Raw genomic sequence first — 24,894 nt, forward strand, 5'->3', positions numbered from 1 at the left:
GATGAGCCATTTTCTCGATAGGCTGACCTTCTTCACCCGGGCCAAGGAGGAGTTCGCAGGCGGACACGGCGTGACGACGACCGAGGACCGTTCCTGGGAGGAGGGCTATCGCAAGCGCTGGCAGCACGACAAGATCGTGCGCTCGACGCATGGCGTGAACTGCACCGGCTCCTGCTCGTGGAAGGTCTACGTCAAGGGCGGCATCGTCACCTGGGAGACCCAGCAGACCGACTACCCCCGGACGCGCCCTGATCTTCCCAATCATGAGCCGCGCGGCTGCGCCCGCGGCGCGAGCTATAGCTGGTACCTCTATTCCGGAAACCGGGTGAAATATCCGCTGGTGCGCTCGCGGCTGCTCAGGCTGTGGCGCGAGGCGCGAGCGCGGATGACGCCGGTCGCAGCCTGGAAGTCGATCGTCGAGAATCCGGGCAAGCGCTCGGACTATGTGCAGAAGCGCGGACTGGGCGGCTTCGTGCGGGCGAGTTGGGCCGAGGTCAACGAGCTGATCGCGGCAGCCAATGCCTATACGGTCAGAGCCCATGGTCCGGACCGCGTGTTCGGATTTTCGCCGATCCCGGCGATGTCCATGGTGAGCTACGCGGCCGGTGCGCGCTATCTGTCGCTGCTCGGCGGCGTCTGCATGTCGTTCTACGATTGGTATTGCGACCTGCCGCCGGCCTCGCCACAGACCTGGGGCGAGCAGACCGACGTACCTGAAAGCGCGGACTGGTACAATTCAGGCTTCCTGATGCTGTGGGGCTCCAACGTGCCACAGACGCGTACGCCGGATGCGCATTTCTATACTGAGGTTCGTTACAAGGGGGCCAAGAGCGTCGTTGTCTGCCCGGATTATTCCGAGGCCGCGAAATTCGCCGATCTCTGGTTGTCGCCGAAGCAGGGCACCGACGCGGCGCTCGCGATGGCGATGGGTCACGTGATCCTCAAGGAGTTTCACATCGACCGGCAGACGCCATACTTCAACGACTATGTGCGCCAGTATACGGATATGCCATTTCTGGTGCGGCTGGTGAGATCCGAGGGACGGCTCGTTCCTGAGCGGTTCGTGCGCGCCTCGGATTTCGCCACATCGCTCGACGAGGCCAACAATCCCGAATGGAAGACCGTCGCCTATGATGAGATCAGCGGGGCCATTGTCGTGCCCAAGGGATCGGTCGGCTTCCGCTGGGGCGAAAAAGGCAAGTGGAGCCTGGAAGAGAAGAGCTCGGCGAACAACGACACTCGGCTGCGGCTGTCTCTGGCCGGCATCGAGGACGACATCGCGCCGGTGGGGTTCCCCTATTTCGGCAACCGTCAGCACGATCACTTCAGCGGCACCAATCATCCGGATGTGCTGACCCGCAACGTGCCGGTGAAGCGACTTCGTCTTGCCGATGGTGAGGCGGTCGTGGCCACTGTCTTTGATTTGTTCGCCGCCAATTATGGCGTCGATCGCGGCTTCGGCGGCGACCACCTCGGCAGGAGCTACGACGATCTGGAACCGTACACTCCGGCATGGGCCGAGGCGATCTGCGGCGTGCCGCGCGGCCAGATCATCGCGGTTGCCCGCGAGTTTGCCTCGAATGCGTCCAAGACCCGGGGGCGCTCGATGGTCATCGTCGGGGCCGGTCTGAACCACTGGTACCATATGGACATGAACTATCGCGGCATCATCAATATGCTGGTGATGTGCGGCTGTGTCGGCCAGTCCGGCGGTGGCTGGTCGCATTATGTGGGTCAGGAAAAGCTGCGGCCGCAGTCGGGCTGGACGCCGCTCGCCTTTGCGCTCGATTGGGGGCGCCCGCCGAGGCAGATGAATTCGACTTCGGCGTTTTACGCTCACACCGACCAATGGCGTTACGAGACGGTCAATGTCAGCGAGATTCTCTCACCGACCGCACCGGCCGGTTCTTGGGACGGAGCGCTGATCGACTACAATGTCCGCGCGGAGCGCATGGGATGGCTGCCGTCCGCGCCGCAACTGCAGGCCAATCCGATCGAGGTATCGAAGCGCTCCGCCGCCGCCGGCCTGGAGCCGAAGGACTACGTCGCTAAGGCCTTGAAGTCGGGGGAGCTGAAGCTCTCCTGCGAGGATCCCGATCATCCGAAGAACTGGCCCCGCAACCTCTTCGTCTGGCGCTCCAACCTGCTCGGCGCCTCAGGCAAGGGCCACGAATATTTCCTCAAGCATCTGCTCGGCACCAAGCATGGCGTGATCGGCAAGGATCTTGGCGACCAGGGCCACAATAGACCGGTCGAGGTCACTTGGCACGAAGAGGCCCCGGAAGGAAAGCTCGATCTGCTGGTCACGCTCGACTTCCGGATGTCGACCACATGCATGTACTCGGACGTCGTGCTGCCGACGGCCACTTGGTACGAGAAGAACGACCTCAATACGTCCGACATGCATCCCTTCATCCATCCGCTCTCGGCGGCGATCGATCCGGTGTGGGAATCGCGCAGCGATTGGGACATCTACAAGGGGATCGCGGAGGCCTTCTCCAGGGTCGCGCCCGAAGTGCTCGGGGTCGAGAAGGACGTCGTGCTGACCCCGATCATGCATGACAGTCCGGGCGAAATCGCGCAGGCGTTCGACGTCAAGGACTGGAAGCAGGGCGAGATCGATCCGATCCCCGGCAAGACCATGCCGGCGGTCACGGTGGTCGAACGTGACTATCCGAATCTCTACAAGCGCTTCACCTCGCTTGGACCGTTGATGAACAAGCTCGGCAATGGCGGCAAGGGGATGGCCTGGAACACCGACCATGAGGTCGAACTCCTGAAGCGCCTCAACGGCGTCGTCGCTGACGACGGGCCGACCCAGGGGCTGGCTCGCATCGACAGTGCGGTCGACGCTTGCGAGGTGATCCTCAGCCTGGCGCCGGAAACCAATGGCGAGGTCGCAGTCAAGGCGTGGTCGTCCCTGGAGCAATTCACCGGCCGCGACCATGCTCATCTCGCCATTCCGAAGGAGGATGAGAAGATCCGGTTCCGCGACGTCGTCGCGCAGCCGCGCAAGATCATCTCGTCGCCGATCTGGTCGGGGCTCGAGTCGGAGAAGGTCTGCTACAACGCCGGCTACACCAATGTCCACGAGCTGATCCCGTGGCGGACGCTGACCGGCAGGCAGCAGCTCTATCAGGATCACCTATGGATGAGGGCCTTCGGCGAGGGCTTCTGCGTCTATCGGCCGCCGATCGATACCAAGACCGTCAAGCCGGTGATCGATCGCAAGCCGAATGGCAATGCGTCCGTCATCCTGAACTTCATTACGCCCCATCAGAAGTGGGGCATCCACTCCACCTATACCGACAATCTCCTGATGCTGACCCTGTCGCGCGGCGGTCCCATCGTGTGGATCAGCGAGATCGACGCAAAGGCTGCCGGTATCGCCGACAATGACTGGATCGAGGCCTACAACACCAATGGCGCGCTGGTTGCGCGCGCTGTGGTCTCGCAGCGGGTCAAGCAGGGCATGTGCATGATGTATCATGCTCAGGAAAAGATCGTGAACGTGCCGGGCTCCGAGCAGACGGGGCTGCGCGGCGGCATCCACAATTCGGTGACGCGTGTCGTTCCGAAGCCGACGCACATGATCGGGGGCTACGCTCAGCAGGCCTATGGCTTCAACTACTACGGCACGGTCGGCGCCAACCGCGACGAGTTCGTCATCGTCCGGAAGATGTCGAAGATTGATTGGCTGGACCAGCCGACTGCTGACCGGTCGGCCACGACTCCCTCGGAGGCTGCAGAATGAAGATCCGTGCTCAGATCGCAATGGTGCTCAATCTCGACAAGTGCATCGGCTGCCACACGTGCAGCGTGACCTGCAAGAACGTCTGGACCAGCCGCGAGGGGATGGAATACGCGTGGTTCAACAACGTCGAGACCAAACCAGGCGTTGGCTATCCCAAGGATTGGGAGAACCAGTCCCGCTGGAAGGGAGGCTGGTCGCGCAATCGCGACGGGTCGATCCAGCCGCGGATAGGCGGCAAGTGGCGGGTTCTGGCGAATATCTTCGCCAATCCCGACCTCCCCGAGATCGATGACTACTACGAGCCGTTCACCTTCGACTATCAGCACCTGCAAAGTGCGCCCGAGGCATCTGCGATGCCGACGGCACGGCCGCGCTCGCTGGTGTCTGGAGAGCGGATGGAAAAGATCGAGTGGGGACCGAACTGGGAAGAGATTCTGGGCGGCGAATTCGCCAAGCGCTCTCAGGACGTCAATTTCGACGGCGTGCAGAAGGAGATCTACGGCCAGTTCGAGAACACCTTCATGATGTATCTGCCGCGGCTGTGCGAGCATTGCCTCAATCCGGCATGCGTCGCATCCTGCCCGTCCGGCGCGATCTACAAGCGCGAGGAGGACGGCATCGTCCTCATCGATCAGGACAAGTGCCGCGGCTGGAGAATGTGCGTCTCCGGCTGTCCATACAAGAAGATCTATTATAACTGGTCCTCGGGAAAATCGGAGAAGTGCATCTTCTGCTATCCTCGGATCGAGGCGGGGCAGCCGACCGTGTGCTCCGAGACCTGCGTCGGGCGCATTCGCTATCTCGGTGTCGTGCTGTATGACGCGGACCGCATCGCAGAGGCCGCGGCCAAGCCCGACGAGAGCGATCTCTACCAGGCCCAGCTCGACATCTTTCTCGATCCGAGCGATCCGAACGTGCTTGCGGAAGCCGAGCGCCAGGGCATCCCTCATGCATGGCTGGAGGCAGCGATACGGTCGCCGATCTGGAAGATGGCGATGGAATGGAAGGTCGCCTTCCCCTTGCACCCGGAGTATCGGACCCTGCCGATGGTCTGGTATGTGCCGCCGCTGTCGCCGATCACGTCGGCGGCCTCGTCCGGCAAGATCTGGCACGATGGCGAGATGCCCGACGTCAAATCCTTGCGCATTCCGATGCGGTACCTCGCCAATCTGCTGACTGCGGGCGACGAGAAGCCGGTGACGCTGGCGCTCGAGCGAATGCTGGCCATGCGTGCCTATATGCGGGCCAAGACCATTGACGGCGTGGTCGACGAGGCGATCGCGAGGCGCGTCGGCCTGAGCGGCCCGCAGATCGACGACATGTACCACATCATGGCGATCGCCAACTACGAGGACCGCTTCGTGATCCCGACCGCGCACCGCGAGCTCGGTGCCGACGCGTTTGATATCCGCGGCTCCTGCGGCTTCTCATTCGGCAACGGCTGCTCCGGGGGCGAAAGCGAAGTCAACCTGTTCGGATCGCCGCGTAAGGCCAAGAACCCGATGGAGGTCGCCTGATGAAGACGTTCAAGGTGCTGTCGGCATTGCTGAACTATCCGAGCGGGGAATTGATCGCGGCTATCCCGGAGCTCGCGCGGGTGCTCGACCAGGAAGGCCTCGTCCAGCCTGGCATTCGCCGGGAGCTCGATGTGCTGCTGCAGGAGATCGCCACGGGCGACGTCTACGACCTGCAGGAGCGCTACGGCCTGCTGTTCGATCGCAGCAAGACCCTGGCGCTGCATCTGTTCGAGCACGTCCATGGCGAAGGCCGCGACCGCGGCCAGGCCATGGTCGACCTGCGGGCCATGTATGACCGTGCGAACCTCGTCATCGCCGGCAACGAGCTGCCGGATTATCTGCCGCTGTTCCTCGAATTCCTCGCCACCCGGGAGCTTGCGGACGCGCGCGAGTTGCTCGGCCAGACCAGTCACATCATCGCCGCGCTCGCGGAACGATTGGGGCGTCGGCAGTCGAGCTATAGGGCGGTGTTCGATGCGCTGCTCCAGATCGCCGCGGAGCAGCCCCGCGCGGAGATCGTCGATGAGCTGCTGAAGGCGGCGGACGTGGATCCGATGGACCTGCACGCGCTCGACGCGGCCTGGGAGGATGAAGAGGTCAGGTTCGGCCCGGGAGGGGGCGACCCGGCAGCCTGTGGGCACGACAATCTGATCGCAAAACTGCGCCACGCCAAACGTGCGGTCAACGCGCCGCCGTCACAGTTGCAATGAGGGGATTGGCCATGCAAACGCTCAATGCCATCGTCTTCGGCTGGTATCCCTATCTCTGCCTGACAGTCTTTCTGGTCGGCAGTCTGATTCGATTCGACCGCGAGCAATACACGTGGCGCTCGGGCTCGAGTCAGCTGCTTCGGCGGCGCCAATTGATCTGGGGCTCGAACCTTTTCCATGTTGGGATCCTCTTCATTTTTGCGGGTCATTTCGTCGGGCTGCTGACGCCGATCTGGGTGTTTGACATGCTCGGCGTGTCCCACGGCTTCAAGCAGATGCTCGCGATCGTCGCCGGTGGCGGCGCCGGACTGATGTGTCTGGTCGGCATTTCACTCCTCGCGCATCGCAGGCTTTTCGATCCCAGGATTCGCGCGACGTCGTCTTTTGCTGACACGGGTATCCTTCTGGTGCTGTTCGTCCAGCTGCTGCTTGGCTTGGCGACCATCCCCGTGTCGCTCGGTCATCTCGATGGTCATGAAATGGTCAAGTTCATGGCCTGGGCGCAGGGCATTCTCACGTTGCAGCCCGGAATCGCCGCCAACATTGTCGACGTCCATCCGATCTTCAAGGCGCATCTGGTCCTGGGAATGACTATCTTCCTGCTCTTCCCCTTCACCCGCCTGGTCCACATCTGGAGTGCGCCGGTGTGGTATCTCGGCCGCCGCGGCTATCAGGTGGTGCGCAGCCGCGACGGGCGCCGTCATCTTGTGCAACCAATTCAGCCCGCGGAGTAGCCGATGGACTGTTCATTGGGCGCGGCGCTTCCAAAGCCGAAGCTGGTCAGTGTGAACGGGGTCGTGATCGAACGCGACGTCATTGCCCGGGAAGTTCAGAACCATCCGTCGGACAAGCCGATCCTCGCCTGGCAAGCGGCGGCGCGCGCGCTTGCGGTGCGCGAATTGCTGAGACAGGAGGTCAGGCGGCTCGGCATAACGACCGCTCCCCTGCGCGATTCCGAAGGTCGCAGCGAAACCGAGGAAGAAGCGGCGATGCGGGCGCTGATCGCACGCGAGGTTCTGATACACGAGCCGGACGAATCGACGTGCCGTCGCTTCTACGATCAGAACAGGCAGCGGTTCCTGGTCGGAGAACTCTACGAAGCGTCTCACATCCTGCTGATCGCGCCGAGCAGCGATTCGATGGCTCGATCGGCTGCGCGAGACGAGGGGCGGACGATCGTGGAGGCCGTGCGGAGAAGCCCGGAACTGTTCGAGACCATCGCGCGCGAACGCTCCGATTGCAGGGGCTCGGCGGAGAATGGTGGCAGGCTCGGGCAGCTGTCGCGTGGGCAGACGACCGCAGAGTTCGACGCCGCGCTGGCCCGGATGTCGGTTGGAGAGGTCGGTCTGATTGAGACACGCTTTGGTATCCATGTCGTGCGCCTCGACCGACGGGCCCTTGGACAAGTCCTGCCGTTCGACATGGCAAGGGCGCGCATTTCGCAATATCTCACCGAGCGTGTGCGGCATCAGGCGCTCGCGCAATATGTAGCCAATCTGGCAGGCGGTGCGGAGATCGTTGGCGTGACGTTGCCGGCGCCGCAATCGGTACTGCCGCAGTAGAGGGGGCGATCATGCTGCTCGGGGATCTCATTCACGATCTCAGTGACGACGCGAAGTCGAGTGCGGTGTTGCAGGGGTGTGGCGACCTCACGCTCCTGGTGCGCATCAGCTCTGTCGCGGATCGCCTCGGCGAGGATGTCGGTGAGTATGCGTCGGCTGCTGTCCGGCGCTTTGCAAATCTCGCAGAGAACGAGGATTGGCTCGGGTTGATGAGCGCTATCGACAGCGCCGCCGACCCCGCGATCGTCTGTCTGACGTCCATGATCAAGTGGTCGCTGCAGAGGGATGAAATCGATCACTCCTAGAATGGATCCACCGCAGGCTATCTGTGCTGGAGGGGCGGGTTAAAAGTGTCGAGGCATCAAGTTGATGTTGGGATTCGCATGCACGATGAGATGGTAGAGAAAGTCGGCGTTGCGGCCGCGCCGCTCGTGGCGCTCGTATACGACGACGGGAAGTATCCCTACGAGACGTTCGATCACCTCGTGGATCACTCGCGTCGAGCGCGATTGAAGGTCGCCGGCGCACTGCAGCGAAGGCTGTTCCTCGACGAAAATCGCAGGTGCGACGTCCTGCTCGAGGAGATCGACACGGCAAATCAAACCCCGATCTTCGAGGATCGTGGATCGGGAGCGAAAGGTTGCCGGCTGGATGAATCGGCACTTGCAGAGGTGACAGTTCGAGTCCTCGCCAGCCTGGATGCGCGTCCAAACATCTTGGTGTTGAACAAATTTGGCAAGGCAGAGTGCGGGGGAGGCGGAACGCTTGATCTGATTGCCCGCGCGTTGGACCTTGCGATACCGACGCTTGTCGCCGTGCCGCGCAGCAATATCGATGCCTGGAGAGGTTTCGCCGGAGATATGGGGGTTGAGCTCGAAGCCCGCGGAGACGTGGAGCGGTGGCTGGAAAGTGTTCGGCAGGATCGAACTATAGACTCAACCAGCCAGCTGCGCTGATTGCGATTGCGAGCAATCGAGGGGGCGGGGGACATAGAACTGCCAAGCCAGACCCCCGAAGATGTCTTCCGGCTGACAAGGATGTTCCTCGACGCGACAGGGAGTCCGCCGGTCGAGCTGGAGTGGTCATCACGACGCTGATGACGCAGAATGTTGCGCTCCGACAAAGAATGGCCGGTCGGGCCAGTTTAGCATCTTTCCGATCGCCGGGGATTGTATGGCGCAAGCTGAACGTTCGCGTCCCCTTGGCTGCGTTGCTCTGGGCGACGGCAACTGCCGAATGGCGCATCGTCGTCGCGAGTGCTGCGTCCGCGATCAAGAACTGGAGCCGCTCATGATTGGGGCGAAAATCTCGCGCTGGACGATGAGCTATTTCGCGGCAGCGCTGGGGTGGCTGCTCGTTGCCTTGGCAATGCTGATCGGCGGACTCGGTTACCCCGCCGCAGAGCTCGGCGCTCCCGATACGCTTGTCGTTGTGCATGCGGTCTGTATCGGTTGGCTCAGTCTCTCGGTATGCGGCGCCTTGTTCCAGTTCGTTCCCGTTCTCGTCGCAAGGCCGCTCCCCTTCGACAAATGGGCCTTGCCGGCCTTGTTCCTCATCAACGTCGGTCTGGTCTGCCTGATATTGGGTTTCCTCTCACTGGCCGGACGAATTGCTCCAGCCGTTTGGCTTCTGCCGGCCGGCAGCGTGGTGCTCGGCGCGGGTCTGGCGATGGTCGCGCTCGATCTGGGCCTGTCTCTCTTCAGCCAGCCGAAGGGATCTGCTCTATTTGTCACCGCCGGACTTGGCGCGTTATGCGCAACTGTCGCGCTCGGCGCCGCGTTCGCGTTTGCCCTCGCCGGATCGGCGGGCGCCTTCGGCGACGCGCTCCTGGCCGCGGCGATTCCGATCCATGCGATTGCCGGGCTGGGAGGCTGGCTGACCCTGACCGCCATGGGGGTGAGCTATCGCCTGCTGGCCATGTTCATGCTCTCGGCGGACCTCGGCGAGCGACAGAGCACATCCGCGCTGAAATTCGGTGCGCTCGCGCTATCGGTGGCAGTCGTGGGCGGATTGTTCGCAATCGGCCTCGGGGCCGAGCTCGGAGCCGTGCTCATCCTCGCCGCCGTTCTTGGGGTGATCTCGCTTGCGCTCTATGGACGGGACATCGCGACGATCTATCGCTCCCGCAAACGGCGCCAGCTCGAGCTGAACATGCGGATGGCAACCGTGTCTTTCGCCAATCTGGCGGCGACGGTGACGCTCGGCACCGTCATCATCGTCAGCGGAAAGGTCGGCGTTCATGTCGGCGCGTTCGCGTTCTTGGCCGTGTTCGGCTGGCTGTCTGGTCTCATATTCGCGAAGCTCTACAAGATTGTCGCCTTTCTGACCTGGCTCGAAACCTACGGTCCCGTGATGGGGCGCGCGCCGACGCCGCGGGTTCAGGACCTGGCGGTGGAACGTCGGTCCGAGAAGTGGTTCATCATCTATTTTCTAGGCATCTGGGCGGCGACCATCATGTTGATGATGGGCGAGGGCCAGGCGTTTCGCGGCGCCGCGGCGGTCATGGCCGTGGGCAGTATTGGAATCATACACGAGCTTGTGCGAGTCCGACGTCTTTCCGATGTTGCGGGCTCCCGGAGGCTTCCGGCCGGAGCCATCGCGCCAAGCCTGTTGTTCGCCAGAAACTAGGAGGAGAGCCATGACCGCGTACATTGACGTCGACGTCCGACCGATTCTCAGGGCCGGAGGCGAACCGTTCTCCATCATCATGGACGCGGTCGACCGGCTGGCGCCAGGCCAGGGTGTGCGGCTGATCGCGAGCTTCAGGCCGGCTCCGCTGCTCTCCGTCATGGCAGGAAAGGGCTTCGCCCACACCGATCGACCGCTCGACGATGGCGACTGGGAAGTGCTGTTTTCGCCGTTGGCTGCCGAGGACGCCGGTCAGGAAGACGCTGGTGCCAGCCTCGCATTCGAGCGATGGCCAGATCCCGTAGTCACGCTCGACAACCGAGAGCTCGACCCACCCGAGCCGATGGTGCGCATCCTCGCGGCCGCGGAGGAGTTGGGCCCTGGAGAGACCTTGTCGGCACTTCTGGGCCGCGAGCCGGTCTTCCTGTTCCCTGAACTTGAGAAGCGTGGCTTTCGCTGGCTCGGCGGGTTTACGCCGGATGGATCGACCTACGAACTGTCGGTGAGGGCTCCGCTATGAGCCGCGATGTCATCGACCGCATCCGCGACGCAATGCGCGTGGTCATCGATCCGGAGCTGGGGGAAAACGTGGTCGATCTCGGCTTCATCTATGAGATCACGGCGACGGATGGTGTCGTGCATGTCACGATGACGGCCACAACGCCCGGGTGCCCCGCAACAGGTTTTCTCAAGGAAGGGGTCGCAAGCAGCATTGCGGAGATTGCGGGCGTCGAAGCCGTGGACGTGACGATGACATTCGATCCGCCTTGGACGCCGTCCAGAATTGATCCGGCCGTTCGTGCTGCGCTGGGTTTCGACAACGTCAACTGACCGAACGAAAGCGAAAAGCTGGCAGCGCTCGGCCGGAGAGGCGGCGTCGTTACGCCCGCTCGTCGAAGAACACGTCAACCGTCGTGGACGCCTTCGGCCCATCGCCCGAGTGCGTCTGTCGTGTTCTGTCTTCAAATCCTATCGTCTGTCTTGCTTCCCTATCTCAACAAGGTTGCCTGCTTCGGTCGTCCGGTCCGGAAGCCACTCCCGCGCGTTGGCGTGGAGCCCGGGGACGCCGAGCAGGTTGATCGCGCGACAGGCGATCTGCTCGATGACGTCATCGAGCGACTGGGGCTTCAGGTAGAACGCCGGCATTGGCGGCGCGATGATCGCGCCGATCTCGGTGGCCTGCGTCATCGCTCGGAGATGACCAAGATGCAGCGGGCTCTCCCGCACCAGGAGTATCAGCCGGCGGCGCTCCTTGAGTTGAACGTCGGCGGCGCGGACCAGCAGGTTGTCGAGCTGCCCCCAGGCGATCGCCGAGAGGGTGCGGATCGAGCAGGGCGCCACGATCATGCCGGCTGCAGAAAACGAGCCGCTGGCGATGCTCGCGCCGATGTCGGCGACATCATGAGCATGCGCCGCCAGATCGCGCAGCCGCGCCAGGCCGCCCTGGCCGACCTCCTCGTGCAAGGTGCGCACGGCAGCGTCCGACACCACGAGATGGACCGCGCATTGCGGCTGCTCCGCGAGCCGTTCGACGATGCGCGCACCGATCGCGGCGCCCGAGGCGCCGCTGATGCCGACGATGACGTGATGCCGCCCGTTCATGCCGAGGCCGTTCGGTCGGCTATGGCATCGCCGAGGCCGAGGCTCGGCCACATCGCGTCGATGCGCGCGGCTACAGCGGGGTTCATCGCCAGTACCTCGCCCCAGGGGCGTTCGGTCTCGACCCCGAGCTTGGTTGTGGCGTCGATGCCGAGCTTCCCGCCGAGGCCGGATTTTGGCGAGGCGAAGTCGAGATAGTCGATCGGCGTGTTGTCAATCAGCAGCAGGTCGCGCGAGGAGTCGCAGCGCGTCGCGACGGCCCACATCACCGCGCGCCAGTCGCGGACGTCGATGTCTTGGTCGACCACGATGAGGAGCTTGGTGTAGCTGAACTGCGGCAGCATCGACCACAGGCCGAGCATGATGCGGCGGGCCTGGCCCGGATAGCGCTTCTCGATCGCTACTACGGCGATCCTGTAGGAGCAGGCCTCCGGCGGCAGATAGCAGTCGACGACCTCCGGGAATTGTCGTCGGATCAAGGGGACGAACAGCGTGTTCAGCGCCTCACCAATTCGAGACGGCTCGTCCGGCGCGCGTCCCGTGAACGTCGACAGATAGAGCGGGCTGCGACGCGTGGTGATCGCGGTGACCTGAAGCACCGGAAAGCTCTCGACGGCGTTGTAGTAGCCGGTGTGATCGCCATAGGGCCCCTCCGGCGCGGTCTCCGTGGCCGACACGATGCCCTCGATCACGATCTCGGCGGCCGCCGGCACCGTCAGGGGCACGGTGAGGCATTCGACCAGCTCGGGACGGTCGCCGCGCAGGATGCCGGCGAAGCGCAGCTCGGAGATGGTCTCGGGCAATGGCAACACGGCGCTGAGGATGGTGGCCGGATCGGCCCCGATCACGACCGCAATCGGCATGTCGCGCCCCTGCGCCTGCCACTGCTGGTGGTGGCGGGCGCCGCCGCGATGGGCGAGCCAGCGCATGATGGCGCGATCGCGGCCGAGCACCTGCATGCGGTAGACGCCGACATTTTCCTGCTCGCCGGCGGACGCGTCCGGCGGCACGGTGATGACGAGCGGCCACGTCAACAGCGGCGCCGGCTCGCCCGGCCAGCAGATCTGGGCCGGCAAGGTGGTCAGGTCGATGTCATCGCCCATCGTGACACATTCATGCACCGGCGCGGCTGATCGCAGCCTCGGCCGGGTCGACAGCGCTGCGCGTGCCAGCGGCAGCTTCTGCAGCGCTTCCCTGATGTCGCGCGGCGGCTGCGGGGCGCGCAACTCCGCCATCATCTCGCCGAGCTCCGCCAATCGTTCCGGCTGCACGCCCATGCCCCAGGCCACCCGCTCCACGGTGCCGAACAGATTGGTGACGAGCGGCATTGCCGAGAGCGAGCCGCATGCCTTGATCGGCCGTTCGAACAGCAGCACGGGCCCTTCGGCGGAGATGACGCGGCGATGGATCTCGGTGATCTCGTGGACGACCGAGACGCTGTCGCGAATGCGTCGCAGCTGTCCCCGCTCGTCGAGAAAGCGCAGGAAATCCGACAGCTCGCGGAAGCGAGGGACATCACGTCGCAACGATAGGCTCCGTTCAAAAAACGCCTCGTAGCTGGAACAATCAGTGTGATCTTTGTTCCGGGTCAAATACTTCCCCCGCCGATCCGGCCAGAGCTTGTGCCATGAGCTCTCTTCAGGACGCGTCTTCGACCTCACTGCCCCTGTTGCCGCCACTGCTCAGGCAGGTGCTGCGTCCGTTGCCGTTGCTGCCCCTGCAGATCGCGCTCGGCGCTTTCCTGCGTGGGCTCTTGCGCCGGCATCCGCATCTGCTCGACCGGCTCGGGTCGCATCGCGGAAAGCGCTTTGGCATCAAGCCGACCGATCTGCCGTTCGCTTTCGTGATTCAGGCGGGCCCACAGCAGCCGCAACTCGCGGCGGTGCGCGAGCTGCCCACCGGCCTCGATGCCTCCATCTCCGCGTCGATCGTGAGCCTGTTGGCGCTGGTCGAGGGCCGGCTCGACGGCGATGCGCTGATGTTTTCGCGTCAGCTCGTCATCGAAGGCGATATCGAGGCGGTGCTGGCGCTCCGCAATGCGATCGACGATGCCGGTCTGGATCTGGTCGGCGAGATCGCAGCGCTTTCGGGGCCGTTCGGCGTGCCCGCGCAACGCCTGCTCGCGGCCGCGCGTGACTCGCTGCTGAGATCAACGACGAACGAAAGCGGGATGCGACGATGGAGCTGATCTGCCCGGCAGGGACGCCGGCGGCGCTGAAGAGCGCGGTCGAAGCCGGTGCCGATGCCGTCTATTGCGGCTTCGCCGACGAGACCAATGCCCGCAACTTTCCCGGGCTGAATTTCAGCCGCGAGCAGATGCGCGAAGGAGTAACGTTCGCGCATCGGCGCGGCGCCAAGGTGCTGGTTGCGATCAACACCTTCCCGCGCGCCGGCGCCGTCGAGCTGTGGCGTCGCGCGGTCGACGATGCCGTCGAGGCCGGAGCCGACGCGCTGATCCTTGCCGATGTCGGGCTGATGCACTATGCCGCGCGGCGCCATCCCGAACAGCGACTGCATGTCTCGGTGCAGGCGGCGGCGGCGAATGTCGACGCGATTGCGTTCTATGTCGAGAATTTCGGTGCCCGCCGCGTGGTGCTGCCGCGCGTGCTGAGCGTGCCCGAGATCGCCGATATCACCCGTGAGACGGCATGCGAGACCGAAGTGTTCGTGTTTGGCGGACTATGCGTTATGGCCGAGGGGCGTTGCTCGCTGTCCTCCTACGCCACCGGCAAGTCGCCGAACATGCAGGGGGTATGCTCGCCGGCCAGTCATGTCGTCTATCAGGAGACGATACTGGGCACGACCTCGCGGCTTGGCGCTTTCACAATCAACCGTTTCGGACGCAACGAACCTGCCGGCTATCCAACGCTGTGCAAGGGGCGTTTCTCGACCGCACAGGGTTCTGGCTACATCTTTGAGGATCCGGTCAGCCTCGATGCCACGACCCTGCTCGCAGGCTTGCGCGAAGCCGGCGTCACCGCGCTCAAGATCGAGGGCCGCCAGCGCGGCCGCGCCTATGTCGACGGGGTCGTGCGGCATTTCCGCAGCGTGCTGGCAGCGCTCGATGCCGGCCGGTCCGCCGACGCGTCCGACCTCACGGCGTTCACCGAAGGGCAGGCCACCACGCAGGGCGCCTACCGCAAGACCTGGCGCTAGGACGACATGACAATGGCGGAACAAGGCGCAGGCCGAATGCAGCTCACTCTGGGGCCCGTGCTCTACAATTGGCAGCCCGAGCGCTGGCGTGATTTTTACTTTCGTATGGCCGACGAGGCCCCGCTCGACCGCGTCGTGGTCGGCGAGGTCGTCTGCTCTAAGCGCGCGCCGTTCTTCGAACCCCATTTGCCTGAAGTCATCGAGCGGCTTATGGCTGCCGGCAAGCAGGTGCTGCTGGGTTCGCTGGTCCTGGTGTCGTTGCGACGCGAGCGCCGGCAGACGGCAAGCCTCGCCGAGTTTGGCCACGGTCTGGTGGAGGTCAACGACCTCACCTGCCTCAAATCGATCGCCGGTCGGCCGCATGCCATCGGGCCATTCGTCAACATCTACAACGAGGCCAGCGCCGCGTTTCATGCCGCCCAGGGCGCTACCCGGATCTGCCTCCCGCCGGAGCTGCCACTGTCCTCGGTTGCCGCGATCGCCGGCGCCGTGCCGCAGGTGGCGATCGAAGTGTTCGCCTTCGGCCGTGTGCCGCTCGCGATCTCCGCGCGCTGCTATCACGCCCGCCTGCACAAGCTCGCCAAGGACAATTGCCGCTTCGTGTGCGAGCAGGATCCGGACGGCCTCGTCGTGACGACGCTGGACAATGAAGCGTTCCTCACCATGAATGGCGTGCAGACGTTGTCGCATGGTTGCTGCAACCTGCTCGGCGATCTCGATCGTCTGACGCAGAGCGGCGTGAGATCGCTGCGGCTGTCACCTCAGGCCTGCGACATGGTCGCGGTGTCCGAGCAATTCCAGGCGGTCCTGGCGGGCCGCGTGGAAGCTGAGGCCGCCAGGGATCGCTTGCGCGAGATCTATCCGGACGTTCCATTCGCCAACGGCTTCTTGCACGGCGCCCCCGGTGCCTCCTACGTCTCGGGGTAGGTACTGCCGTGTCCTTCTGTCGAGGTGAACTTGGATGTGCTCAGTCTGCATGTTGACCCATCTCAAATTGACTGACCACGGATGGACGAAGTTGAGAGACGGCGCGCAGCGCGTTGTTGCCGGCATGCTGCAGATTGCTGACCGCGCCCAGGCGGAAGCCCAGGAAGCCGGGGAAATCGTGGTCTGTCCCCGATTTCCCCTCCAAACGGCTGGCGTCCTACGCGCCGACCGCAGAGCCCAGCTGACGGCCGGCGCCTCATCCCGATTTGTTGCTGAACGCGGCGGGAAGCGCAGCGAGGAACGCCATGACGCGCTGCGTGCGCAGGGGCGGCCGGCGGTCCGAGGTGCGCAGCATCCATAGGGGCTCCGCTGGCGCGCGCCACGGCTCAAGCACTTCGACGAGCCGACCTGTGCGCAAGTCGTCGTGGACGAGCCATGCCGGGCCCCAGCCAATGCCGAACCCATTCGCGATCAAAGCGACCGAAGCGTGCGCGTCGTCGCAAATGTGCTTGGGCTTGGGCGCGACGCGAACGAGTTTTTTGCCGCGCGGGTCGGTGAAGCGCCAGGTCAGGATCTGCCCGCTCGCGGGATTGCGGAAGCCGACGTGGTCATGTTCGGACAGCTCGTATGGAGTCGCCGGCGCGCCGCGCGCGTTCAGATAGGCGGGCGAGGCGCAAGCGATCCAGGAGAACGTGCAAAGCCGCCGCGCCAGATGACCGGGCGCGCGATCGAGGGGTCCTGAGCGGATGGCGATGTCGACGCCTTCCGCTGCGAGATCAAGAATCTCGTTGCGGAATTTGATCTCGATCTCGATTTCCGGCCGCTCCCGCAGGAACGCAGGCAGTCGCGGCAGGATGCAGGCACGCGCGAACGAGGCGGGGGCGGTCACTCGCACCCGTCCGCCATCGTTACGCGCGGCTTCGCCGAGCGCGGATTGGACGCGATCGAGACTTTCGGCCAGCGCGCGTCCCGCCGCCATCAGCCGCTCGCCCTCTTCGGTCAGCGCCAGCGAATGGGTGGTGCGATGCAAAAGCCGTATTCCGCGAGCCTGTTCGAGGCGGGCGACCGCCTTGGACATCGCCGAGGTGGTTGTCCCCGCCCGCCGCGCGGCTTCGGCGAAGGAGCCCGCCTCGACGACGCGGACGAAGGCGAGGAGACGCGAGAGGTCGGGAGGCAAGGCTGTTGTGGACATTCAGTCCACATAGTCATGGCGACGGGGTCGCTACAAGAGGCCGTTCCGATGGGCCAAATGGGGAGCGTTAGCGCGCATGCTGCGCCGCTAGAAACCGCGAGAAGTCCCATGAACGCCATCGAAATCACGCTGCAAGCCCTCGACGCCGCCGAGCGCGCGATTCCCCCCGGCCAGCCGGTCTACATGCTCAATCTGCTGCGCTACCGCGCGTATGCGCGTTACGAGGACGGCTTCGACGCCGCGCCCTGTTCGGGCCGCGAAGCCTTTAACGAACGCTATAGACCGGCCTTCCGGCGTCTCGCAGCCGGTAAGCCGCTGGTGCGGATGTTTTCCGGGCCGGTCCTGGCGAGCCTGGTCGGCCCGCAAGGCAAACGCTGGGACGAAGCGGCGATCAATGAATACGGCGATTTCGCTGCCTTCCGCTCGATCGTCGACACCGAGACCTACCAGCGCGAAGTCGCCCCGCATCGGCACGCGGCGCTCGAGGATTTCCGGTTGTTCGTGCTCGCCAAGGCGATGTGAACGCATTGAGGCGGCGGCCTTATGCATTCGCCTTAACCAAACGTGACGCTACGACGAGCCCGGGAATCGGTCGTGTCCCAGGTGGTGGTGTAGCTGGAGCAAAGCCGCTCGCGAAGCGCGCCCTCAATAGCGCCGTAGCGAGCGGGCGGCTTTGCGGTAGTCATCGGTGATTCGTCGGTAAGGTCGGGTTGCAGCACACAACCTGATTCGAGGAACCACCGATGACCGACGACATGATGAACCTGCGCGCGCTCGTGGAAAAGACCCCCGATGCCGATCTTTTGCGCGAGATGATCGGCTTTGCCGCCCACCGGCTGATGGAGCTCGAGGTCGAGGGACTGACGGGCGCAGCTTATGGGGAGAAGAACCAGGATCGGCTGGTCCAGCGCAACGGCTACCGCGATCGCAGCTGGGAGACCCGGGCCGGCACCGTCGAACTGCGCATTCCCAAGCTGCGCAAGGGCTCCTACTTCCCGGGCTTCCTTGAACCACGGCGGATGGCCGAGAAGGCGCTCACTGCGGTGGTGCAGGAGGCTTACGTCCAGGGCGTGTCGACCCGTTCGGTCGACGACCTAGTGCAGGCCATGGGGATGAGCGGCATCTCCAAGAGCCAGGTGTCGCGGCTGTGCGCGGAGATCGACGACAAGGTGAAGGCCTTCCTGAGCCGGCCGATCGAAGGCGATTGGCCCTATCTGTGGATCGATGCCACTTACGTGAAGGTGCGTCAGAACGGGCGCATCGTCTCGGTCGCGGTGATCATCGCGGTCGGCGTCAACAGCGACGGCCGGCGTGAGGTGCTCGGCATGGACATCGGCCCGTCCGAGGCTGAGACGTTCTGGACCGCCTTCCTGCGCAAGCTGGCGCGACGCGGCCTGCGCGGCGTCAAGCTGGTCATCTCCGACGCCCATGAGGGGATCAAGGCCACGGTCGGCAAAGTCCTGAATGCCAGCTGGCAGCGCTGCCGCGTGCACTTCATGCGCAACGCCCTTGCTCATGCCGGCAAAAGCGGCCGACGCGTCGTCTCCGCCTTCATCGCCACCGCGTTTGCCCAGGACGACGCCGAAGCGGCGCGCGCCCAATGGCGAAGGGTCGCCGATCAGCTGCGCCCCAAACTGCCCAAGCTTGCGACGTTCCTCGATGAGGCCGAGACCGACGTGCTGGCCTACATGAGCTTTCCCGCGCCGCATCGCGCCAAGCTGCACTCCACCAATCCGCTCGAACGCGTCAACGGCGAGATCAAGCGGCGAACCGAAGTGGTCGGCATCTTCCCTAACGAGGACGCCATCACCCGTCTGGTCGGCGCAATTCTGCTCGAACAGAACGATGAATGGGCGGTCCAGCGCGGCCGCTACATGACACTGGAAACCATCGCTCCTTTGGGCGATGATCCCACCGTCAGCCTCCCGGCTATCGCCAGCTGATCGATCCGGCCCATGCCGGCGAACGTGGTGGCCCCAACTCAGCTACACCACGCCACAGGACACGATCAAGTCGCGCATTCGACTCTTGCAATTTCATCTTGCCGCATAGCCGTTGCGATCGCGAATCGGATCACACGACCGACTGGGATCTGTTGCCGACTGTTTAATTCGAACGCTGAGATAATACGATCGAGTTCGTCTTGCGTGGGACGGCGGTTGCGCTCATCGCCTTTTCCGACGAGCCCGAGACGTCGAGGAGCCATCCGGGCGTGGTCGAGTGGTTCGGTTGAAACAACGATGCCGTGTACTGCGGCGGCGCGAGACAGAATCGTTTTGATGTATCCAAGATCGATACCGACGGTCACCGGGCCGGCCCCCTCCATCGCGCGCTCTTTTTCCAAATTTGATGAACCGCTCTCGATCAAGCTCTGGAAGACGAAGATGCCCAAGTCTTTCGTTCAGGAAGATGAGGCTCGCAGTTTTGGAGCGACCAATGTCCTTTCCCACCTCGGCCAAATCTTGACGATGAAGCGTGACGAGATCGCCGAAGAGTTGGACGTCGCGGGACTTTTGCGTCGTTGTCGGTTCTTGGCGATCGATCCGCCGCTCGATATCGATGGCCCATTCCTCGGCATCCTTTCGGCGGAGAAACGTCCCGTTGACATATTTCCCCTTTCGTCGGACTTGGGCTCTCCAAGAGCCGGATTTCAGTCTGGTGATAGTTGCCACGCGTGTGCGCTCCGTGTGCACTGAGGCGGCAAAAAGCCGGAAAAAACATCGCGCTGTGGCGTAGAATAGAGTGCACACGAGGCGACCTTACGAGTTGATTATGCTCGAAAAATGAAGCAATATCAATTACATAGATTTGCCGTGGCGCCCATGATGGATTGGACCGACCGGCACTGCCGCGTGTTCCATCGGCTGCTGTCGCGCCGGGCGCTGCTCTATACCGAGATGGTCACCACCGGCGCCGTGATACATGGCGACCGCCAGCGGCTGCTCGGCTTCGATCGAAGCGAGCATCCGGTGGCGCTGCAGCTCGGCGGCTCCGATCCCGGCGATCTCGCGACGTCAGCCAAGATCGGCGAGGAGTTCGGCTACGATGAGATCAATCTCAATGTCGGCTGCCCATCGGACCGGGTGAAGGACGGCCGCTTCGGGGCCTGTTTGATGGCCGAGCCTGGGCTCGTCGCCGCCTGCGTCGCCGCGATGAAGCACGCCGTTCGCATTCCCGTCACGGTGAAGTGCCGCATCGGCATCGACGATCAGGATCCGGAAATCGCACTCGATATGCTGGCGGACGCGGTCGTCGACAGCGGCGCAGACGCGCTGATCGTGCACGCGCGCAAGGCGTGGCTGGACGGCTTGTCGCCGAAGGAGAACCGTGACGTCCCGCCGCTCGACTACGACAGGGTGTACCGGCTGAAGGCGAGGCTGCCGCACGTGCCGGTCATCATCAATGGCGGCATCGGCAGCATCGAGGCTGCGCAAGGTCATCTCGCGCATGTCGATGGCGTGATGCTCGGGCGAGCTGCCTATCAGGAGCCGTGGCGGCTGCTCGATGTCGATCCCATGCTGTTCGGTGAGGCCGCGCCGCATCTGTCGATGCAAGAGGCGCTGGCGGCGCTGGAGCCTTATATCGAACATCAGCTCGGGCAGGGCACGCGGCTGCACGCGATGACGCGGCATCTCGTCGGGGCCTATCATGCGGTGCCGGGGGCGCGCGCCTTCCGCCGCCATCTTGCCGAACGTGGAGTCAAGCCGGACGCCGGCATCGAGGTGCTGCGCGAGGCGGTGGCAATGGTCGAGGATCGTCCGGCGGTTGCGGCGCTCGCCTGAGCGGATCAGGCCGGCGGCAGCAACTCGGTGACGGTCTGTCGCGCGAGCGCATTCTCCTCCGGCAGGGCTGCAACGAGGCGCTGGGCCTCAGCTGCGGTCGGGAAAGCCGTGCAGCATCAGCCGGTCGGAGCGCACTTCCCAGCGCTCCAGCCGGTCGAGGAAGCTCATGCCGAGCAAATTGGTCTTCATCTGGCCGTGCGGCACTACCAAGGCCGGAACCGAGCGTTCCACCAGTTTGCCGATCGCAAGCCGGTCCAAGGTCAGGCGCGCCGCCTTGGTGTGACCGCCGGCGGTCTCGACGTCGACGTCGTAGGCGAGCAGTTCGAGCGGCAGGCCTGCGGCCTTGGCGGTCTCGTAGGTCAGAACTACCGATGTGGCGCCGGTGTCGACCACCATCGGCGCGGTGACGCCGTTGATCTTGGCGCGCAACGCGAACTCACCGCCTCTGGTGCGCTCGATCTCGACCGCGTTGGTCGGAGGGCTCGCCTTGGCTCTGAGCACGCGGCTGCGCAGAACCTCCGACACGGTGTCGCTTGCGAGCGCCGCCTGCTCGGGATCCTTGTAGACGATCACGGCGCCCGCGGTGAGCACCATGGTGACGAGAACGAGCGCGATCTTGTTCATGCCGCGCCTCCCGTCGGCACGGAGGCGCTCAGTCGTGCCGACGCGCCAGCGCGGGCAGGCCGGCGTCGTGCATGCGGGACGGCAGCCCGTCCATCAGCGCCAGCCGCTCGTCGCGCGACATGCGGCCCCAGCGGGCGATCTCCGGCAGCGTGCGTCCGCAACCGAAGCAGAGCTTCGTCTTCGGGTCGATCATGCAGACGGCGATGCAGGGCGTATCCTGGCTCATGGAGCGAGTTTGAAAGGTTCTGCCACTGTCGTGCAAGTGCAATCATCTCACAGTCCCGTTCCGGCATTCATGATCGGCTTGCGCACCCGGCGCTTCTCCTTAGCGGGGGCGATCGCATGCTCCGGCTGCAATGGCGGGGCCTCGTCCGACAGCGGAGCGAGCGCCGACATCACCCGCTCCGGCGGGAAGGTGACGATCACCTCGGTGCCGATGCGGACCTTCGATTTCAGCGTGAACGTGCCGCCATGCATCTCGATCAGGTTCTTGGCGATCGGCAGGCCGAGCCCGGCCCCCTGTTCGGCCGACTTGATCGAGTTGGAGCCCTGGCCGAACGAGGCGAGCACGATCGGAATCTCGTTCTCGGGGATGCCCGAGCCGGTGTCCTTGACGCTGAGATATTGCCCGCCCGAGGCTGTCCAGCCGGCCTTGAGCCAGATGTCGCCGCCCTGCGGCGTGAACTTGATGGCGTTGGAGAGCAGGTTGAGCACGACCTGGCGGATCGCGCGCTCGTCCGCCCACAGCCGCGGCATCTTCCGCTCGAACACCTCGTGAATGGTGATGCCGCGGCTCGTGGCGCGCAGCTTCAGGAGATGATGGCAGTCGGCGATCACGTGCACGAGCGCCACGGCTTCCTCGTTGAGCTCGTAGCGGCCGGCCTCGATGCGCGAGAGATCGAGGATCTCGTTGATCAGGTTGAGCAGGTGGACGCCGGAATTGTGGATGTCGGCCGAATATTCCTTGTAGACCGGCACCGCGTGCGTTCCGAAGATCTCGCTCTTCATCACCTCGGAAAAGCCGAGGATGGCGTTCAGCGGCGTGCGCAGCTCGTGACTCATCTGCGCGAGGAAGCGCGACTTGGCAACGTTGGCCGCTTCTGCCCGGTAGCGCGCCTCGTCGGAGATCGCTTTGGCCTGCTCGAGCTCGCCGATCAGGGCGTCCTTCTCGGCGCGTGCTTCGAGCGTGGCGAGCGTGGTCGAATGCAGCTGATGGGCGAGCAGCACGAAATAGCCTTCTGCTGCGACCGCGAATCCGGCCAGCAGGTAATTGTCGAACGTGCCCGACAGCACGAGGCTGAGGGTGATCGCGACCGTGACTGGTGCGGTGACCGCGACGGCTGCGACGGGCAGGTTGGCAGCGAGCATGCTGGAGACGGCGATCACCAGCAGCATCAGGAACATCATCAGCGTGCCTGACACCGCCGCGAGTGCGGGGTGGATCAGGATCGCCATCCAGCACACGCCGTAGAGCAGGTCGAGCAGCACGAAGCGCGTGCGCCAACGCCGCGTCGCCGCCATCGACGGCTGGTCGGCGAGAAAGTTCGAGCAGTTGCGGACGATCGCAGCGTGGATGCAAAGCACGCCGGCCGTCCAGGCGCCGGCCGCCAGCGTATGGAGCCAGGCGCTCAGCATCAGGCCGGTTGCGACCACCAGCAGCACGACGATGTAGGAGGCGGAGATGCGGGTCTGCGCGTATTGGCGCAGCAGCTCGCGATCGAAGGCCGGACGCGTTCCCGATGTCGACGTTAACCGGTCGCGCGCTTCGCGCACCCGCTGCTGCGCGGCCCGGCGCTGGCTTGCCGGTGCAAGCGCCGGCGGATCTGCCGGAAGCTCGACGACCTCAGGCTTTTCAGCGGGTTTACTCATCAAACAACACAAATCCTGCCCGGGACGCACGGGCTGCTTTCTGCATTGTCTATAACTGGGCCCAAATCCTTAAGACGGATTATAGACAACGAAAAATTTGCGTTAACCGCGCGTTAAATTAACCATTGTGCGAGGCTCAGCGGAGCTTCATTCGCAGGCGGCGCCAGCCGATCACCACGCCCGTGATGCTGAAGACGAGGCCGATCGCGCAAAGGCCGACGATGAGAACCGTGCGCAGCGCCGCATGGGCGAGCAGGGCCGGAAAGTCGAGCGTGTGCAGCGCCTGATAGAGCCACCGATAGGCGCGTCGGGACGGATCGAGCTTCTCGAGCACCGCGCCGGAGGCGGCGTCGACATGATACCAGGTGTCGCCGCAGATCACGCGATGGACCGGCGCGCCCGGCACATCGGAGACGAACGGATAGTCGTCGCCCGGCTCGACTTCGGTCGAGCGCGCGCAATCGTGGCCCAGGCGGGACGTTGCGGCATTGACGTCGGCCGGCTGCAGGAAGCGTCCGATGATCCTTGCCGAAGCGCCGTCCAGCACCGAAATCTGCTGCTGGCCCGGCGCTCGCCGGGTGCGCTGATGGAGGCGGCCGCCGAAGGCGAACCACTCGATCTCGCGAGCCTCGCCATGCACCGCCGCGAGTGCAACCGCAGTCAGGCGGCTCCAATCCGGTGTGCCGACCAGGATGGCTTCCTCGGACGGCGTCAGATGGCCGGTCGCGAACAGCCTGCCATGGTCCATCGACAGCCAACCGCTGACCATCCAGGTCAGCACGAACTGCATGCAGAGCAGACCAGCCCAATGATGCCACAGGTGCCAGCCGCGGTAGCGCGAGCACAGCCGCGCCTCGCGAGGTCGCAGCCTCATCGGACCGAGCAGGGCGCCGGTCACGGCGGCGATGACGGCCGCGAGCGATAGCCACCACACGACGACGTTCCAGGCCGCCCAGTCCTTGCGCAGGACGGTTGGATAGATCCAATGGACAACGCTGCCGACGTAGTTCCAGGCGCGTTCGAAGCGTGTCGTGTCGAGCACGACCTCGCCGGTCTTCGACGACACGTACAGCTCGGTCCCGTCGGGATCGTGGAGCGCGATCCGGTGCAGCGGACGATGCACATCGAACCGGTTCGGCACCGTCCATTGATCGTAGCTGTCCAGCGCTGCGATGGCGGCGCGATCGGCCTCGAGCCCGCGTCGCTGGGCTGCTGCGCGTGCCACCGATAGTGCGAGACCGGGATCGTTCACGTCGGCTGCGGCCAGCGTGTCGGCATGAAAGGCCGCGCTGAGGCCGGCGGCCGAGATGACATAGACCGGACCATCCACGCGCTGAAACAGCCGGATGCGGGCGGGATGATCGATGCCACCAGCGGCGAGGGCCTCCGCGGGACTGCGCAGCGACACGGCGATGTCGAGCACCGGCAGCGCGGCGAAGCGATCGCTCTCGGTCTGCGCCGGGAATGGCACGTAGTGCATCACGATCCCGGTCGCGAACCACAGCACGAACAGCGGACCGAGCGGGATGCTCAACCAGCGGTGCATGAGGATCAGCGCCTGGATCATGCTGTCA

25 protein-coding genes are annotated in these 24,894 nt (G+C 64.3%); 17 read left to right on the forward strand and 8 right to left on the reverse strand.

Features of this window, described 5'->3' with window-relative positions; translation table 11 throughout:
• Position 1 precedes the first annotated feature (1 nt).
• The 10 genes from QX135_RS15170 (at position 2) to QX135_RS15215 (ending at position 11,002) form a co-directional block, all read left to right on the forward strand.
• Complete coding sequence (locus QX135_RS15170) at positions 2-3,754, forward strand: nitrate reductase subunit alpha (protein ID WP_316181551.1); 3,753 nt, start codon at positions 2-4, stop codon at positions 3,752-3,754.
• Positions 3,751-5,271, forward strand: coding sequence for a nitrate reductase subunit beta (gene narH / locus QX135_RS15175; protein ID WP_316181552.1), 1,521 nt, complete (start codon positions 3,751-3,753; stop codon positions 5,269-5,271). The genes QX135_RS15170 and narH overlap by 4 nt, the downstream gene beginning before the upstream one ends.
• Positions 5,271-5,981, forward strand: a complete 711-nt coding sequence (gene narJ / locus QX135_RS15180; protein ID WP_315757295.1) for a nitrate reductase molybdenum cofactor assembly chaperone — start codon at positions 5,271-5,273, stop codon at positions 5,979-5,981. The genes narH and narJ overlap by 1 nt, the downstream gene beginning before the upstream one ends.
• A gap of 11 nt (positions 5,982-5,992) precedes the next feature.
• A complete protein-coding gene (gene narI, locus QX135_RS15185; protein WP_315714236.1) occupies positions 5,993-6,715 on the forward strand; it encodes a respiratory nitrate reductase subunit gamma in 723 nt (240 codons plus the stop codon).
• A 3-nt stretch (positions 6,716-6,718) separates the two neighbouring features.
• Entirely contained in the window at positions 6,719-7,543 is an 825-nt protein-coding gene (locus QX135_RS15190) for a peptidylprolyl isomerase (RefSeq protein ID WP_316181555.1), read from the forward strand.
• 11 nt (positions 7,544-7,554) lie between these two features.
• On the forward strand, positions 7,555-7,848 hold the full coding sequence (locus QX135_RS15195) for a hypothetical protein (RefSeq protein ID WP_316181557.1): 294 nt from the start codon (positions 7,555-7,557) through the stop codon (positions 7,846-7,848).
• Positions 7,849-7,926: 78 nt separating this feature from the next.
• Positions 7,927-8,499, forward strand: coding sequence for a DUF2478 domain-containing protein (locus tag QX135_RS15200; protein ID WP_316181559.1), 573 nt, complete (start codon positions 7,927-7,929; stop codon positions 8,497-8,499).
• A gap of 217 nt (positions 8,500-8,716) precedes the next feature.
• Positions 8,717-10,171 carry a hypothetical protein gene (locus tag QX135_RS15205; RefSeq protein WP_316181561.1) on the forward strand — a complete coding sequence of 485 codons (1,455 nt, stop codon included), beginning with the start codon at positions 8,717-8,719 and terminating at the stop codon, positions 10,169-10,171.
• Between the two features lie 10 nt (positions 10,172-10,181).
• Positions 10,182-10,691: a DUF2249 domain-containing protein gene (locus QX135_RS15210; RefSeq protein ID WP_316181562.1), complete on the forward strand. Its 510-nt coding sequence runs from the start codon at positions 10,182-10,184 to the stop codon at positions 10,689-10,691.
• Entirely contained in the window at positions 10,688-11,002 is a 315-nt protein-coding gene (locus QX135_RS15215) for a metal-sulfur cluster assembly factor (protein ID WP_315750147.1), read from the forward strand. The genes QX135_RS15210 and QX135_RS15215 overlap by 4 nt, the downstream gene beginning before the upstream one ends.
• 138 nt (positions 11,003-11,140) lie before the next feature.
• On the opposite strand, the gene QX135_RS15220 is transcribed toward QX135_RS15215, so the two are convergent.
• Positions 11,141-11,773: a UbiX family flavin prenyltransferase gene (locus QX135_RS15220; RefSeq protein WP_315714245.1), complete on the reverse strand. Its 633-nt coding sequence runs from the start codon at positions 11,771-11,773 to the stop codon at positions 11,141-11,143.
• Positions 11,770-13,296, reverse strand: coding sequence for a UbiD family decarboxylase (locus QX135_RS15225; protein WP_316181564.1), 1,527 nt, complete (start codon positions 13,294-13,296; stop codon positions 11,770-11,772). Before QX135_RS15225 ends, QX135_RS15220 begins: the two co-directional genes overlap by 4 nt.
• 143 nt (positions 13,297-13,439) lie before the next feature.
• Here QX135_RS15225 and QX135_RS15230 point away from each other — a divergent pair, with 143 nt between their 5' ends.
• From QX135_RS15230 to QX135_RS15240, 3 genes are read left to right on the forward strand one after another with little or no spacing between them, the layout of a single operon-like run.
• On the forward strand, positions 13,440-13,958 hold the full coding sequence (locus QX135_RS15230; RefSeq protein WP_315757285.1) for an SCP2 domain-containing protein: 519 nt from the start codon (positions 13,440-13,442) through the stop codon (positions 13,956-13,958).
• Positions 13,949-14,926, forward strand: coding sequence for a peptidase U32 family protein (locus QX135_RS15235; RefSeq protein ID WP_315757284.1), 978 nt, complete (start codon positions 13,949-13,951; stop codon positions 14,924-14,926). Before QX135_RS15230 ends, QX135_RS15235 begins: the two co-directional genes overlap by 10 nt.
• Before the next feature lie 36 nt (positions 14,927-14,962).
• On the forward strand, positions 14,963-15,853 hold the full coding sequence (locus QX135_RS15240; RefSeq protein WP_316181566.1) for a U32 family peptidase: 891 nt from the start codon (positions 14,963-14,965) through the stop codon (positions 15,851-15,853).
• Positions 15,854-16,109: 256 nt separating this feature from the next.
• Here QX135_RS15240 and QX135_RS15245 read toward each other — a convergent pair whose 3' ends face one another.
• The gene (locus QX135_RS15245) at positions 16,110-17,045 is read right to left on the reverse strand and encodes a LysR family transcriptional regulator (protein ID WP_315776923.1); all 936 of its coding nucleotides are present in this window, start codon (positions 17,043-17,045) and stop codon (positions 16,110-16,112) included.
• 108 nt (positions 17,046-17,153) lie between these two features.
• Between QX135_RS15245 and QX135_RS15250 the strand changes: the two genes are divergently transcribed.
• Entirely contained in the window at positions 17,154-17,567 is a 414-nt protein-coding gene (locus QX135_RS15250) for a hypothetical protein (RefSeq protein WP_315772874.1), read from the forward strand.
• A 221-nt stretch (positions 17,568-17,788) separates the two neighbouring features.
• On the forward strand, positions 17,789-18,988 hold the full coding sequence (locus QX135_RS15255) for an IS256 family transposase (protein WP_316181148.1): 1,200 nt from the start codon (positions 17,789-17,791) through the stop codon (positions 18,986-18,988).
• 65 nt (positions 18,989-19,053) lie between these two features.
• Here the strand turns inward: QX135_RS15255 and QX135_RS15260 are convergent, their stop codons facing one another.
• A complete protein-coding gene (locus QX135_RS15260; RefSeq protein ID WP_316180595.1) occupies positions 19,054-19,437 on the reverse strand; it encodes a hypothetical protein in 384 nt (127 codons plus the stop codon).
• Here QX135_RS15260 and QX135_RS15265 point away from each other — a divergent pair.
• Together QX135_RS15265 and dusA are read left to right on the forward strand one after the other, a co-directional pair.
• Entirely contained in the window at positions 19,430-19,741 is a 312-nt protein-coding gene (locus tag QX135_RS15265; RefSeq protein ID WP_316180593.1) for a hypothetical protein, read from the forward strand. The genes QX135_RS15260 and QX135_RS15265 overlap by 8 nt on opposite strands.
• An 87-nt stretch (positions 19,742-19,828) precedes the next feature.
• Positions 19,829-20,827, forward strand: coding sequence for a tRNA dihydrouridine(20/20a) synthase DusA (dusA, locus tag QX135_RS15270; RefSeq protein WP_316180591.1), 999 nt, complete (start codon positions 19,829-19,831; stop codon positions 20,825-20,827).
• A gap of 87 nt (positions 20,828-20,914) precedes the next feature.
• On the opposite strand, the gene QX135_RS15275 is transcribed toward dusA, so the two are convergent.
• The 4 genes from QX135_RS15275 to QX135_RS15290 form a co-directional block, all read right to left on the reverse strand.
• Entirely contained in the window at positions 20,915-21,451 is a 537-nt protein-coding gene (locus QX135_RS15275) for a TIGR02281 family clan AA aspartic protease (protein WP_315739607.1), read from the reverse strand.
• Positions 21,452-21,479: 28 nt separating this feature from the next.
• Positions 21,480-21,677 carry a DUF1289 domain-containing protein gene (locus QX135_RS15280; RefSeq protein WP_315739608.1) on the reverse strand — a complete coding sequence of 66 codons (198 nt, stop codon included), beginning with the start codon at positions 21,675-21,677 and terminating at the stop codon, positions 21,480-21,482.
• A gap of 47 nt (positions 21,678-21,724) precedes the next feature.
• Positions 21,725-23,320 (reverse strand): HAMP domain-containing sensor histidine kinase, encoded by a 1,596-nt coding sequence (locus QX135_RS15285; protein WP_315739609.1) that lies wholly within the window; start codon positions 23,318-23,320, stop codon positions 21,725-21,727.
• A gap of 136 nt (positions 23,321-23,456) precedes the next feature.
• A complete protein-coding gene (locus tag QX135_RS15290; protein ID WP_316180589.1) occupies positions 23,457-24,887 on the reverse strand; it encodes a PepSY domain-containing protein in 1,431 nt (476 codons plus the stop codon).
• Between the last annotated feature and the right edge of the window lie 7 nt (positions 24,888-24,894).

The organism is Bradyrhizobium sp. SZCCHNR1098, from assembly GCF_032489375.1.
In the GTDB taxonomy this organism is placed as follows: Bacteria; Pseudomonadota; Alphaproteobacteria; order Rhizobiales; family Xanthobacteraceae; genus Bradyrhizobium.